Genomic DNA, 13987 nt, shown 5'->3' on the forward strand with positions numbered 1-13987 from the left:
GATCTTCATCCCCACCAGCGCGTCGGTTTCTGAGATGCGCCTGGTCAGCTCTTCTTCAGAGAGGGTCGCCATCGCCACCGTCAGCACGTCATCGCCCCAGGTGATCGGTTGCCCGGTCGCGGTCCAGCAGCCGGACATGCCGGTGATGCCGGGGATGATCTCGACGGTCGCGCGGCCCTCAAGCCGCGTGTGCAGATGCATGAAGGAGCCATAGAGGAAGGGATCGCCCTCACACAGAACCACCACGGTGTCGCGCGCGGCGATCTCGGCCAGCGTGTCGGCCCATTGGTCGTAGAATGCGCCAAGCTGGCGGTTGTACTCGGGGTCGGAGAAATGGATCTCGGTGGTGAGCGGATATTCCATCGGGTACTCTGTGACACCCTCGGGCAGGATGCCCTCGACAATGGCGCGGGCCTGACCTGCGCGGCCTGCCTTGCGGAAATAGGCCACATGGCTGGCGGATTGCAGCGCGCGCCAGCTCTTGACGCTCATCAGCTCGGGATCACCGGGGCCGAGGCCGGCGCAGATCACTTTGCCTGTTGGGCTGGGGGCGGTCATGGCGGTCATTCCTTCCAGGAGGCCAGCGCGTTGACCGCGGCGACCGTGATGGCAGAGCCGCCAAGGCGACCTTTGACGATCATCGAGGGCACTGGCAGATCCTGCATCAGCGCGTCCTTGCTCTCCATCGCGCCGACAAAGCCAACCGGGCAGCCGATGATGGCGGCGGGGCGCGGGCAGTCGGGGTCCTTGAGCATGTTCAGCAGATGAAACAGCGCAGTGGGGGCATTGCCGATGGCAACCACGGCGCCTGCGAGCCTGGGCCGCCAGAGCTCCAGCGCGGCGGCGGAGCGGGTGTTGCCCATCTCGCGCGCCATTTCCGGCACCTTGGGGTCGCGCAGGGTGCAGATCACCTCGTTCCCGGCGGGCAGGCGCGGGCGGGTGATGCCTTCGGAGACCATATAGGCGTCACAGAGGATCGGCGCGCCTTGCGCAAGCGCGGCGCGGGCGGTCTCGGCCATGCCATCGGAGAAACGGATGTGCTCTTCCAGCCCCACCATGCCAGCGGCGTGAATCATGCGGACGGCAACGACCTCCTCGTCCTTGCTGAACCGGGCGAGGTCGGCCTCGCGGCGGATGGTGGCAAAGCTCTCGGCGTAGATCTTGGCGCCGTCGGTTTCATAGGTGTGCAGCATGTCAGGGGGCTTTCGTCAGGAGATCGGGGGCGGCACGCAATTGGGCGGCGCTGAGGGAGGTGAGGGCAGGGCGCGCGTCGGCGGGCCCGTTGCGAATGAGGTCGAAGTGATCCGGTCCGGTGGCGGTCAGGGTCAGGGCGCAGGGGCCGGGATGGGCGCAGCCCTTGGCACAGCCGGAGACATGCAACCGGGTGTTGGGCGGCAGATGCGGGGCCAGATCGCGGGCCAGATCGCGGGTCGCCGAATGCGCCTGCAGGCACCCGGGTGCGCCGGTGCAGGCGGTCACTTGCAGGCGCGGATCTGTTGCGTCCAGGATCAGACCGGGCAGGGCGGCAATGTCGCGCGCGCCCTCGACCAGCAGCATGCGCCAGGGGGTGAGGCGCAGGGGGCCAAAGCCCGCCAGCGCGGCAAAGCTCTGGGCCGGGATCTGGCCAAATTCCAGCGCCACCAGCTGGCCCTCATTGGTGAGGCCGGGCAGGGGCGGCGGGGCGCCTTTTGCGACAGTTGCGCCATGCGAGTCGGGTGCACCGCGGCGCGCAATCAGACGCTGCATCCGTCCACGACCCTCGGGCGCGCCGCCCTGGTCGAGGAACCAGCGGGCCAGCGCCAGGGCTTCCTTGACGGCAGCATCCGCGCTGACCGGCAGCGCCACTTCTGCGCCATCGGCGCGCAGGCTCAGCCCCCCCTCCGCGCCGCGTTCGATGCGAATATCGGCGGCGATTTCCTGCAAGACCGGCGCGGGGCCTGCATCCACCGCAAAGCCGAACTTGCCCGGCAAGGGCAGATCGCTGGCGGCCACCAGCGCGGCGGAGAGGGCGCTGGCGATGCGGTGGCTGTCGTCGCCAGAGGTCCAGAAGGGCGCGAGCAGCACATTGCGGCGGGCCTCGGCCCCAGCGTCGCGATCCACCAGCCCCAGCGCGGTGAGCGCGGCAATCAGCGCGCCATGATCCTCGGCGGCGACGCCGCGCATTTGCAGGTTGGCGCGGGCGGAGACATCCAGCAAACCATTGCCAAAACGGCTCGACAGATCCGCCACCGCGCGGGCCTGATCCGGGCTGAGCCGCCCCAGCGGCGCGCGGATGCGCACCACCAGCCCGTCGCCCGACATCATCGGACGCAGCGCGCCGGGGCACCAGCCATAGACCTTGGGATCGGAGGCGGCAGCCGTCATGCGGCGCCCTCCAGCGTGGCGAGGATGGAGTTGCGCCGCGTCACCCAAAGCCCCGCCTCGCGCAGCGCGTTAAAACGATCCCGCATGGCGTTCAGCGCGGCGGGGTTTTCGGCCTGCATGAAGTCGACCAGATCCTCGCGTCCCAGGGTGGCCTCGAAATAAAGGTCAAAGAGATGCGCGGGCACCACCTGCGCCAGATGCGCAAAGGCGGCCATGTGATCCAGCGTCGCGGCAATCTCGGCGGCGCCGCGAAAGCCGTGGTTCATCATGGCGCTGGCCCAGTTGGGATCGGCGGCGCGGGCGCGGGTGACGCGGGCGATCTCCTCTTGCAGGCTGCGCGCCTGCGGGGTGCCGAGGCGGGTGGCATCCATATGATAGAGCGCCGGGGCGTCCTGTCCCAGCCGTTTCATCGCGGCGGCAAAGCCCGCCTCATGGGCGGCATAATCCGAGGCCACCAGCACGTCGGTCTCAGCAAGGTCCTGTAAATGCACGAAACTATCGGCAGTGTTCAGTCGGTCCTCCAGTGCGGCGCGGGCCTCGTGGATCTCGCCCCTGGCGTCGATGGCATGAGAGGAGGCGGCAAGCCAGGCTTCGCCTGCGGCGGCGCGGGCCTCTTCGGAATAGTCATCCAGATGGGCGGTCATATTGAGCCCGTATTGGCCGGGCCTTGGGCCAAAGACGCGCGGGGTCTCGGTGAGGTAGGGATTGTCCTGCGCACTTTCCTCGCGCGCCGAAAGCGCGGCGGCGGCACTCTCGAACATCTGCGCGAGACCCGGGAAGACATCGCGAAACAGGCCGGAAACCCGCAGGGTCACATCAATGCGCGGACGACCCAAAAGCGCCAGCGGGATGATCTCAAAGCCCGAAACCCGCTCGGAGCCTTCGTCCCAGAGCGGCGCAAGCCCCGCCAGATGCAGCGCCATGGCGAACTCCTCGCCCGCCGTGCGCATGGTGGCCGAGCCCCAGAGATCCACCACCAGCCCCCTGGGCCAGTCGCCGTGATCCTGAAGATGGCGGCGCAGCAGCTCTTCCGCCAGTTTGACCCCCTGCGCCTGCGCCGCCCGCGACGGCACCGCCCGCGGGTCGGTGGTAAAGAGGTTGCGCCCGGTCGGCATCACATCCGAGCGCCCGCGATAGGGCGAGCCGGAGGGGCCGGGCGCGATCAATCGCCCCGAGAGCGCCTGGCAGAGGCCCGCCATCTCCGCCGCGCCATGATCGCCGCTGCCAAAGATATGCAGCCCCTCGCCATATTGGCTTTCCTTGATGTCGCAGACAAAGCGGTCGATGCGGGTGATCGCCTCCGCCGCCGAAGCCTCGGCGGGGATGTCGAGATCGGCCTCGACGCCGCTGGCCTGCGCCTCGGCGCGGATGTCGGCAATCAGCCGGTCGCGGCGGCCGGGGTCCAGCCCGTCGGCGGTGGAATATTCATCCAGCAGGCTTTCGAGCCGCCCCATGCCCTCGGGCAGGGTGGTCTGCGCCAGCGGCGGCGGCATATGGCCGATGGTCACCGCGCCGATGCGGCGCTTGGCCTGGGCGGCCTCGCCGGGGTCGTTGACGATAAAGGGGTAGATCACCGGCAGATCACCCGCCAGCGCCTCGGGCCAGCAGTGGCCGGAAAGCGCCACGGCCTTGCCCGGCAGCCATTCCAGCGTGCCATGGGCGCCCACATGCACCAGCGCATCAACCTGGCCGCGCAGCCAGAGGTAGAAGGCGACATAGCCGTGCCGGGGCGTGCGGTCGAGGTCGTGATAGTCGTCCTCGCGGCTGGTGACATCGCCGCGTTCCGGTTGCAGGGCGATCAGCGCCTTGCCCGCGCGCAGGGCGCGGAAGTGGACCGCGCCGTCGTGGATCGCCGGGTCATCCTCGGGCGCGCCCCAGGCGGCGCTGAGGCTATGGCGTAGCGTCTCGGGCAGGGTGTTGAGCGCGGCGCGGTAGTCCGTGAGCGGCCAGCTCAGTGTCTCAACCGTCAGCCGCGCGCCAAGGTTATTCTCGGGGCTGACGTCATAGCCCTGATCGGCCAGCGCGGCGAGGATGGCCTCGGTCGAGGCCAGCGCGTCCAGCCCCACCGCATGGGCGAGGTTGTAATCGCGCCCCGGATAGGTCGAGAGCACCAGCGCCAGCCGCTTGTCCGACGCATCCATGCGGGCGAGGCGCAGATGCGCTTCGATCCGATCGAGCGCGGCGGAGATGCGCTCGGCATCGGCGCGATGCACGAAACGGGAGTATTGCAGATCCGGGTCGCGCTTGCTCGGGGATTTGAAGCTGATCACCCCGGCAAAGAGCCGCCCGTCCACCTCGGGCAGCACCACATGCATGGCGAGGTCCGCAGGCGAGAGCCCCCGGTCGGCCAGATCCCAATCCTTGCGCCGGGCGGTGGAGAGCGCGACCTGAAACACCGGACAGCCCGTCAGGCTGAGCGGCGAGGCGCTGCCATCGCGGCCCTGGGCGGAAAAGGCGGTGGCGTTGATGATCGCCGCCGGGGCCAGCGCGGGCAGGGCGTCGTGCAGCCAGCGCACCACCTCGGGTGCCTTGAGGCTGGTGGCAAAGGCGCCATAGGCGGCATAGCCGCGCGCGCGCAGATCTTTGATCAGCGCATCCACTGGCGCGGTGTCGGCAGAGGTCAGATAGGAGCGGTAAAAGCTCACCAAAACCAGCGGTTTATCGGTCCCGGGCAGATCGGCAAGGACACCCGCATCGGGGTCGTAAAAGCCATAATCGGGCACGGTTTTCTTGCCGATCACCGGCCCGGCATAAAGCCCGGCGGCAAGCGCCAGCTGCGCCAGCGCCGCCTGTGCGGCCACCGCACCGCCCGCGTCACAGAGCGCCTGCAGGCGGCGCAGGGTGGAGGTCGGCAGGGTGGAAAGCTCATCCAGGCGCGGGTCGTCCTGACCATCTGCGGGCAGCACCGCCAGCGCGATGCCCTTGCGCCGCGCCATGTCTTGCAGCGTCGCAAGGCCATAGGACCAGTAGCTTTCGCCACCGATCAGCCGCACAAGCACGCCCTTGGCGCCCTCCAGCGTTTGTTCGGCGTAGACATCGACCGAGAGCGGATGCTTCAGCGCCACCAGATTGGCAAGCCGGGTGCTGGGCAGCTTGCCCGCCGCCCGGTGCCAGCCCGCCGAGAAGGCGCCGAGATCGCTGTCGGAAAACGACAGCACCACCAGATCGCCGGGGGTTTGTCCGACGTCATAGGGGGTATCGGTTTCTCCGAGCCCGTGGCTCTCGCGGAAGACGACATGCATGGCGTTTGTTTCGCTCTTGTCAGATCAGGGAGGGCAGCGCCTGACCCTGGGTGGGTGCGAAGCGCCCTCCCGTGGGGAGGGTCGGGCGCTGCCCGGCGGTGCCGCCGGGCGAGACCTGTAAAGGTGAGGTCGGCGCCCTTTTTTAATGAAGCGTCAGCCCGCCAGATCGGCGCGGATGCCGGCTTCGTCGATATCGTCATGCTCGGCGATGACCACCAGCTGGGTCTTGCGCGCCTGGGTGCCCCAGGGCTGGTCGTATTGCGCCCGCAGCCGTTCGCCGACCGCCTGCACCAGCATCCGCATCGGCTTGCCTTCAACGGCGACATAGCCTTTGACGCGCAGGATGTTGCGGGCGCGGGCCATCTTGATGATGCGGTCTTGCAGCGCTTCGGGATCGGCGACTTCGCCCAGCTCGACCACGATGCTCTCGAAGTCGTCATGCTCGTGATCGTGGTGGCCGTCGTGGTGGCTGGGGCGCGCGTCGAGATCATCCTCGGCGGCGGCTTCCAGACCCAGGATCACGCGCGGATCAATCACGCCTTCAGTCATCGGCAGGATCGGCAGCTTGCGCGGGGCCTCGGCCTCGATCACTGCGCGGGCCTTCTCGACGCCTGCTTCACCGGCCAGATCGGCCTTGGACAGCAGCACGATATCGGCGCAGGAGATCTGATCCTCAAAGACCTCGGAGAGCGGCGTTTCGTGGTCGATGCTGTCATCCGCCTCGCGCTGGGCCTGCACCGCGTCCAGATCGGGGGCGAACTGGCCCTTGGCCACGGCCTCGGCATCGGCGAGCGCAATCACGCCGTCAACGGTGATGCGCGAGCGGATCGCGGGCCAGTCAAAGGCCTTCAGCAGCGGTTTTGGCAGCGCTAGGCCAGAGGTCTCAATGACGATGTGATCGGGAGCCTCGGGCAGGGCCATGATCTGTTCGATGGTGGGAATGAAGTCATCCGCGACGGTGCAGCAGATGCAGCCGTTGGCCAGCTCCATAATGTTTTCCGCCGGGCAGTTCTCATCGGCGCAGGATTTCAGGATATCGCCGTCCACGCCTGCGGTGCCGAATTCATTGACCAGAACCGCGAGGCGCTTGCCCTGCGGGTTTTGCATCAGGTGGCGGATCAGCGTGGTTTTGCCAGCGCCGAGAAAGCCGGTGATGACGGTGACGGGGATCTTGTTCAGGGTGCTCATGGGGTCGGCCTTTCGGGTCAATCCTGCGCCGGAACGGCGGGTGTCTCTGGGGATGTATCGGCCGCCGCCGCCGGGGGCGGGGCGCTGGCGGCGGTCAGCTCCACGCTGGGCATGGAAACCGGCGGGATGCGGGCGATGGATTGCTTGCGAAACACCACCGGGCGCTGGCGCCAGGGCACAAAGCCATCGCTGGTCTCGCTATAGGCGCTGACGCCGGCGAGGATTTCGTCGAGATGGGTATCGGGATCAAGATCGCCGTAGACATAGCTCCAGCGCTCCGCGCCGCCTGACAGATGCAGCGCACAGCTGCGCGAACAGGCCGAAAGGCATTCGACACCGCGGATCTGAACCCCCTCGGGCAGCTCTGCGCCAAGCAGCCGCTCGGCGAGGATGCGGCCCGGGCGGATCGCCTCGGGGTCTGCGCCCTCGGGGCGGCAGGTGGTGCAGACGGTCACGACAACCGGATCTGCGGACTGGTCCCTGGTGTCAGCCATGCGGCGCGACTCCTCACCTTGTTTGGGGCGGAATGGCGAGGGCCAGCAGGGGCTGCTGCCCTTTGCAGGCATTGGCCCTCAACCGGTCGCGGCTCACCCCGTCCGCCGGTTAACGTCGTCCGTTGGCAGGTCTCCCGGCTTGCGGATGCCAGAACTGGGCGCTCTGACGGTCCTCCCACCTTCCCGGCGCTGATGGCCAGTGGTGTCGGGGACCTCTCCGGTCACGGTCGCGGGGGCGGCTGCGCTCCAGGCCGTTTCCAGCCCTGACGTATTCCCTCTTCGCCCGACAACATGTGCCATCGGGAACCAACGGAATTTCCTTGCGCCATGGGGGCAGTCTTTGTCAAGACATGGGTCCAGACAGCAGGAGTGAGCCCCGTGAGCGACCAGATCAGCAAGAATCCCGAAAGCGACATCTCCGAGGAGGAAGCGGCACGGCATGCCTCCAAAATGGCGAAAAAGAAGGCTGCGCGGGACAGGATGATGCAGACCAAGGATGGCGAAAAAGGTTTGATCATCGTGCACACCGGCCCCGGCAAGGGCAAATCCTCCTCAGGATTCGGCATGATCATGCGCTGTATCGCCCATGGCATGCCCTCGGCGGTGGTGCAGTTCATCAAGGGCGCCTGGTCCACCGGCGAACGCACGCTGATCGAGGAGAATTTCGCGGATCTTTGCCAGTTCTACGCCATGGGCGAGGGCTTTACCTGGGAAACCCAGGACAAGGCCCGCGACATCGCGGCGGCGCGCAAGGGCTGGGAGAAGGCCAAGGAGATGATCCTGGACGAGCGCAACACCATGGTGCTGCTGGACGAGATCAACATCGCGCTGCGCTATGAGTATCTCGATCTCGCCGAGGTGCTGGAGTTCCTGGTGGAGCAAAAGCCGCCCATGACCCATGTGGTGCTGACCGGGCGCAACGCCAAGGACGAGCTGATCGAGATCGCCGATCTGGTGACCGAGATGACCCAGATCAAGCATCCCTTCCGCGCCGGCATCAAGGCCCAAAAGGGCGTGGAGTTCTAGGCTCGGGCCGCATTGCGCCTGTATGTTCGGTCTGACAGTTCTGGCTTTGGGCGGAAATTCGCGACGCGGCTGCGCGCATTAATAGGGCTGAAATGTATGTATTCGATAAACGGAGGCGTATTCTGCGTTGTGAAGGAGATCGAGTACAATGAAAACTGCTGCAATCCTAAGTGGTGTGGCCCTGGCCTGCGCCCCCTTTGCCGCCCAGGCCGAAGAGCCGATCAAGATCACCTATACCGATTTCTGCCCCTATATGTGCACCCAGGACGCCGACCGCGGCTTCACCGTTGAGCTCACCGAGGAAGCCCTGGCCAATCAGGGGGTTGCAGTCGAATTTGTCGCACGGCCCTGGAAGCGCGCGCTAGGCGATACGCGCAGTGGCTCCACTGATGGAACGCTGGCGGCGGCCCGCGCCGAAGCGCCGGATTTTATCTTTCCCGAGGCACCGGTGTCGAAACAGCAGTTCTGCTTTATCACCCGTGCCGATAGCGACTGGACCTACGGCGGGGTCGAAACCCTGGATGGGGTGACTATCGGTACCATGAGCGGCCTCTCCTTCCCGGGAATCGAGGAATACATGGCGGAAAATGAGGGAACAAATGCGGTGCAGGTCGTCAATAGCGATGATAGCATCCAGCTCAATATGAAAAAACTCAAGGCCGGACGCATCGACAGTGTGCTTATGGATCCGGTCGCGACCTTTTACTCGCTGGGCGATCTGGGGATGGAGGTCGCTGAGTTCCGCACTGCCGGATGTCTGGCATCGGAGCCGATCTACCTTGTGTTCAGCCCGGCGGACGAAGCGGCCTCGGCGCGTCTTGCCGCTGCCTATACGGCGGGGGTGCATGCGCTGGCGGAGTCCGGGCGGATGGATGAAATCCTGAAGAAGTACAATGCCATGGACGGTGCGCCGGATCTGTGATCGCCACGGCGACGGCGCATGTCATCTAGGTCAAGATTGCTGACCTAATGTTTCGCATGCGAAACAACCTGTCAGCAATGTTGATACTTTTTATGGGCGTTGCGAGGCGGGCGAGCGCATAGCTCTTGTGTGCTCGCAACGATGCCTGGGGTGGCGGCGGCTCATCAGGCGCCGGGATGCGCCGCAAGCTGATTGCGGATGTAGTCTTCCACCGCCGCGCGCTCGGGCTCGGTCAGACGCAGGCCGAGCTTGGTGCGCCGCCAGAGGTAATCCTCGCCGCTGCGCACCCATTCGCGGCTGATGGCCCAGTCCAGCTCGCGCGCGGTGATGGTGGCCCCAAAGCTCTGACCCAGGTCGGCCTCGCTCCTGGCTTCGCCCAGCACCTGCCAGGCCTCGGTGCCATAAGCGCGGATCAGGCGGCGCACGGCATAGGGCGTGAGGAAGGGATACTCCGCCGCGAGTTTTTCGCGCAGCGCCTGCACGTCGCCCACCGCAAAATCGCCGCCGGGCAGGGCCACGCCTGCGGTCCAGTCATCGGGCAGGGCGGGGAAGGCCTGTTTGATCTTGGCCAGCGCCGCCTCCGCCAGTTTGCGATAGGTGGTGATCTTGCCGCCAAACACGTTCAACAACGGCGCCTGTGTCTGATCCAGCGTCAGCACATATTCCCGCGTCGCCGCGGTGGCGGAGCTGGCCCCGTCATCATAAAGCGGCCGCACGCCGGAATAGGTCCAGACGATCTGATCGCGGCTGATGGGCTGCTTGAAATACTGCGAGGCAAAGCGGACCAGATAGTCCTGTTCTTCCTTGGTGCAGCGGGGCGCGGTTTCGGGGTCCGTGTGGTCCGCATCGGTGGTGCCGATGAGGGTAAAATCCTCCTCATAGGGGATGGCAAAGATGATGCGCCCGTCCTGGCCCTGGAAGAAATAGCAGCGGTCGTGGTCATAGAGCTTTGGCACCACGATATGGCTGCCGCGCACCAGCCGCACGGTTTCGCGGCTGTTCTGGCGCAGGGTCTGGCGCAGCACATCCGCGACCCAGGGGCCGGCGGCATTGACCAGCATTTTCGCGCGGCGCAGGCTCTCTTGTCCGGTGACGAGGTCCTTGAGCCGGATCTCCCAGTGGTCGGCGTGGCGGGTGGCGCCGACCACTTTGGTGCGGGTCAGGATCTCGGCGCCGCGCTGGGCGGCGTCGCGGGCATTGAGCACCACAAGCCGTGCATCCTCGACCCAGCAATCGGAGTATTCAAAGGCTTTCCTGAATTTGGGCTGGAGCGGCTTGCCCGCCTCATCCCGGGTCAGGTCCACCGTGGTGGTGCCGGGCAGGATGCCGCGTTTGCCGAGCGTGTCATACATAAAAAGGCCAAGCCGGATGAGCCAGGCGGGGCGGCGGCCCTTCATCCAGGGCATGAAGGTGGTCAGAAGCTTTGACGTCGGCGTGGTGTTGTCGAACCGCATATCCTTGTGAAACGGCAGCACAAAACGCATCGGCCAGGAGATATGCGGCATCGCCTTCAGCAGCACTTCGCGTTCGATCAGCGCCTCGCGCACCAGGCGGAATTCGAAATACTCCAGATAGCGCAGCCCGCCGTGAAACAGCTTGGTGGAGGAGGAGGAGGTGGCGGCGGCGAGGTCGCTCATCTCGGCCAGGGTGACCGAGAGGCCGCGACCGGCGGCGTCGCGGGCGATGCCGCAGCCATTGATGCCGCCGCCGATGATAAAGAGATCGGTGAGGGCGCTGTCGTTTGCGGAGGCGTGGGAGGTGTCAGTCATTTTCGCTGCTTTCGTTTTCCTGCACGCCGCCCGAGACAAGGATTCGGGTGCCGGAGGCGGCTGCGGCCTCGGCGAACTCCGCTGGGACGGGGCGGTCGGTGATGACAAAATCCAGCTCCGCCAGGGCGCAGATGCGCACCGGGGCGGAGCGGTCAAATTTGCTGCTGTCGCAGATCAGGACGCGGGTGCGGGCGTTCCGCAGGATGGCGCGGGCGACCGAGACTTCGCGGGCGTCATGGTCAAGAATGGCCCCGTCCGCATCCATCGCGGAGGCGCCAATCACCGCGTAATCGACCTTGTAGCGGTTGATGAACTCCACCGCCTCCTCGCCGATCACGGCGCCGTCGCTTTGCCGGATGCTGCCGCCCACGAGGATCAGCTCTCGCGTGTCGCTCTCCATCATCATATTGATAATGTTGATATTGTTCGAGAGGACCGTCAGCCCGCTGTGGCCTGAGAGCGCCCGCGCAACCTGTTCGGTCGAGGTGCCGATATTGAGCGCGATGGAGCAGTTTTCCGGGATCAGTTCCGCCGCCATCGCGGCCATCGCCCGTTTGCCATCGGCGTTCAGGCTGCGCCGCTCCGCATAGCCGCGATTGGCGGCGGAGGCGATCCGTACCGCGCCGCCATGCACCCGGCTGAGCTGCCCGCGCGCGGAGAGGTCGCGCAGGTCGGTGCGCACCGTCTGCAAAGAGACACCAAAGCGGCGCGCGAGGTCTTCTACCTCGACACGGTCCTGCGTGTTCAGCAGGTTCAGGATTTCGTTTTGGCGGTCTGTTGCGTCCATGGGCTTTCCTTTGCGCGGATATATAGGCCATGTCGCGCGATTTGTCATCGGTAGTTTTCGTTTTTGGGTATTGTAACGTTTAAACGAAAACGTGAGCGCGCCCCGACGCCCGCGCACAGCGCGCAGAATGTCGATGCCATCGCCGGGCGCGCTTTGGCGCGGCGGTGGAGGGCAGGGCCGCCTGTCCCGCCGCGCGCGAGGCGCTGAGCGGGTATTCGGCGCTCAAGGCGGCGCTGGCGCAGTCCATGACATGCACCACACCGCCGCGCGGCGAGGTCACGGCGACCTGGGTCTCATCGCCGGAAAAGGCAATCGAGCCGCCATAGCCGTTGAGGTTGCGCAGGCGGGGATCGCCCTCGGCCATGAGGCGCGGTGCGCTGCCGGGGCGGTGCAGGCCGACAATGGGGACCATCTCGCCCAGATCGCCCTGCCATTGCATCGCAAATCCCACGGTGCCGTCGCTGCGCACCGCGATATGGCGGATCGAGTTCAGATGCAGGTCGGAGGGCAGCTCCATCTGATCCTCCAGCGCGCCGGTGAGGCTCAGGTAGCTGAGGTTGGGGCGCATGAAGGGCAGGTTGAGCTTGGTCCGGCCGGTGTCCGGGTGGGTCTCGATCCCGCCATTGGCGATCACCAGCCCGGGCGCGTCGCGACGCAGGCGGATCTCATGCGGGCCAATACCGCCGGAGGAGAACGCGCCAATGCGGCGATAGTCGCGGGCGTCCCAGACACCGATCCGGCCTTCGCCAAGATCATAGGCGTTTTCAGTGGTATAGAGCGTGCTGGCATCGGGCGAGAACACCCCGTGCCCATAGAAATGATGCCCCTCGGGGGGCTCCAGCCGCGCCAGCTGCGCGCCGCTGCGGCAGTCGATCACATCGGCAAAACGCCCGGGGCGGCGGGCAAAGGCGACGGCCTCGGGCCGGGTCGGATGGGCGCTGGCGGCATGGCCACGGTCGGGCAGCGGATGGCGAAACAGCACCGCGCCGCTGGCCGAAAGACCGGCAATGACAAAGAGGCCAAGCTCGTCCTTGCCGGCCGAGAGATAGGCCGGGGCGCCCGCATCGGCCCAGCTGGCCTTGGGCGCGACGCTGCTGGCCATCAGCCCGGCGATAAATCCGCGTCTGGAGTGCATGGTGTGATCCTTCCTAGTCGCCATCAAGGGCGTTGAAGCCGGCATCGACCCCCAGTTTGGGGCCGATTTCAGTGGCGGCGATCGCCTTGATATCGCGCACGTCCTGCTGGAGGGCCTCAATGCGAAAGCGTTCCTGCGGGTCGCTGACACCGGCAAAGGTCGGATCATCCGCGAGCGCTTCCGCGTGGTGGTCGGCCTTGTCAAAGGCCAGGGTCAGCCGTTGGGTCAGGGCATCGTCGCCCGCCGCCAGCAGCAGGGCGAGCTGACGCAGGGCCTGCAACTGGATCTCGACGTGGCGCAGCGAGCGACCGGAGCGGCGGGCCTCGGCGCGGTTGGGCCGGGGGTGGTCGAAGGTGCCCAGGGGACGACCCAAGCGCGAGTCGGCGAGGATTTCGATGCCGGTGTTGAAGGCTTTGAACAGCTCCTGATGGACCTCCTCATCGCTGTGATAGCGGCTCTCGGGCTGGCGCATGGCCTCGGCGTAGCTGCTTTGCCAATCGCTGAGGATGCCCTCTGCGTTCCGCGCCAGATCATGGGCCACCGCCTGCACCAGGGCGCAGTTATAGGCGGGCGTCGCGACATCGGCATAGGCGGGATCAAAGAACAGGTATTCCAGCGCATAAAAGCCGCGCACCGCGACAGAGGCACCGGCGAACTCTTCGGGGCTGTTCACCACAGGATCCTGATCCGAGAGCAGGTCGCGCAGCGCTTTTGGGGTGCGGGAGCGGCTGTCGGGCCAGAAGGCGATGGCAAAGGCGCGATTGTCTGCCTCCGAGGGGCCAAACCGCAGATGGCTGGCGGCGACCCAGGCATCCAGCGCCGCGCCCCAGGCGGCGTGCAGCGGGGCGGAGTCCAGCGCGCAATCGCTCTGGGCCAGGTGATCAAAGGCGGCGGTCTTGTCGGCGAAGTCCTGATAGGTGGGCAGAATGTGCTGATCAATGACAGCATCTGTCAGCGCGTCCGCATGGGCGAGGCCGGTGAGGGCCAGCCAGGCGCAGCTCGTGGCGGCGAGGCGGGAAAGGATCGACATCATAGGGACTCCAGAAATGAAAGAAGGGCG

At 66.2% G+C, this 13987-nt stretch carries 12 protein-coding genes and 1 riboswitch; of the genes, 2 read left to right on the plus strand and 10 right to left on the minus strand.

Translation table 11 applies throughout. From position 1 onward, the window contains the following. The 6 genes from cobI to HCZ87_RS16190 form a co-directional block, all read right to left on the minus strand. On the minus strand, positions 1-558 hold a 558-nt coding region (cobI, locus tag HCZ87_RS16165; RefSeq protein WP_167645338.1), incomplete at its 3' end, for a precorrin-2 C(20)-methyltransferase. A gap of 5 nt (positions 559-563) precedes the next feature. Further along, on the minus strand, positions 564-1193 hold the full coding sequence (locus HCZ87_RS16170; RefSeq protein ID WP_167645340.1) for a precorrin-8X methylmutase: 630 nt from the start codon (positions 1191-1193) through the stop codon (positions 564-566). A gap of 1 nt (position 1194) precedes the next feature. Then, entirely contained in the window at positions 1195-2364 is a 1170-nt protein-coding gene (gene cobG, locus HCZ87_RS16175) for a precorrin-3B synthase (RefSeq protein WP_167645342.1), read from the minus strand. Continuing rightward, on the minus strand, positions 2361-5606 hold the full coding sequence (gene cobN, locus HCZ87_RS16180) for a cobaltochelatase subunit CobN (protein WP_167645344.1): 3246 nt from the start codon (positions 5604-5606) through the stop codon (positions 2361-2363). Before cobN ends, cobG begins: the two co-directional genes overlap by 4 nt. 153 nt (positions 5607-5759) lie before the next feature. Continuing rightward, entirely contained in the window at positions 5760-6794 is a 1035-nt protein-coding gene (gene cobW / locus HCZ87_RS16185) for a cobalamin biosynthesis protein CobW (RefSeq protein WP_167645346.1), read from the minus strand. Positions 6795-6811: 17 nt separating this feature from the next. Next, the gene (locus HCZ87_RS16190) at positions 6812-7288 is read right to left on the minus strand and encodes a DUF1636 domain-containing protein (RefSeq protein WP_167645348.1); all 477 of its coding nucleotides are present in this window, start codon (positions 7286-7288) and stop codon (positions 6812-6814) included. Positions 7289-7394: 106 nt separating this feature from the next. Then, a riboswitch (cobalamin riboswitch) is annotated at positions 7395-7614 on the minus strand. Positions 7615-7678: 64 nt separating this feature from the next. Between HCZ87_RS16190 and cobO the strand changes: the two genes are divergently transcribed. Further along, positions 7679-8314, plus strand: coding sequence for a cob(I)yrinic acid a,c-diamide adenosyltransferase (cobO, locus tag HCZ87_RS16195; RefSeq protein ID WP_167645360.1), 636 nt, complete (start codon positions 7679-7681; stop codon positions 8312-8314). Positions 8315-8462: 148 nt separating this feature from the next. Continuing rightward, a complete protein-coding gene (locus HCZ87_RS16200) occupies positions 8463-9236 on the plus strand; it encodes an ABC transporter substrate-binding protein (RefSeq protein ID WP_167645350.1) in 774 nt (257 codons plus the stop codon). Between the two features lie 164 nt (positions 9237-9400). On the opposite strand, the gene glpD is transcribed toward HCZ87_RS16200, so the two are convergent. The 4 genes from glpD to HCZ87_RS16220 all read right to left on the minus strand — a co-directional run bounded on the left by glpD (position 9401) and on the right by HCZ87_RS16220 (position 13957). Continuing rightward, positions 9401-11005: a glycerol-3-phosphate dehydrogenase gene (gene glpD / locus HCZ87_RS16205; protein WP_167645352.1), complete on the minus strand. Its 1605-nt coding sequence runs from the start codon at positions 11003-11005 to the stop codon at positions 9401-9403. Then, positions 10998-11792: a DeoR/GlpR family DNA-binding transcription regulator gene (locus HCZ87_RS16210; protein ID WP_167645354.1), complete on the minus strand. Its 795-nt coding sequence runs from the start codon at positions 11790-11792 to the stop codon at positions 10998-11000. The genes glpD and HCZ87_RS16210 overlap by 8 nt, the downstream gene beginning before the upstream one ends. Before the next feature lie 79 nt (positions 11793-11871). Beyond that, positions 11872-12927: a DUF1513 domain-containing protein gene (locus HCZ87_RS16215; protein WP_167645356.1), complete on the minus strand. Its 1056-nt coding sequence runs from the start codon at positions 12925-12927 to the stop codon at positions 11872-11874. A 13-nt stretch (positions 12928-12940) separates the two neighbouring features. Continuing rightward, positions 12941-13957, minus strand: a complete 1017-nt coding sequence (locus HCZ87_RS16220; RefSeq protein WP_167645358.1) for an imelysin family protein — start codon at positions 13955-13957, stop codon at positions 12941-12943. Positions 13958-13987 lie beyond the last annotated feature (30 nt).

Source organism: Phaeobacter sp. HF9A, from assembly GCF_011806385.1.
Classification (GTDB): Bacteria; Pseudomonadota; Alphaproteobacteria; order Rhodobacterales; family Rhodobacteraceae; genus Epibacterium.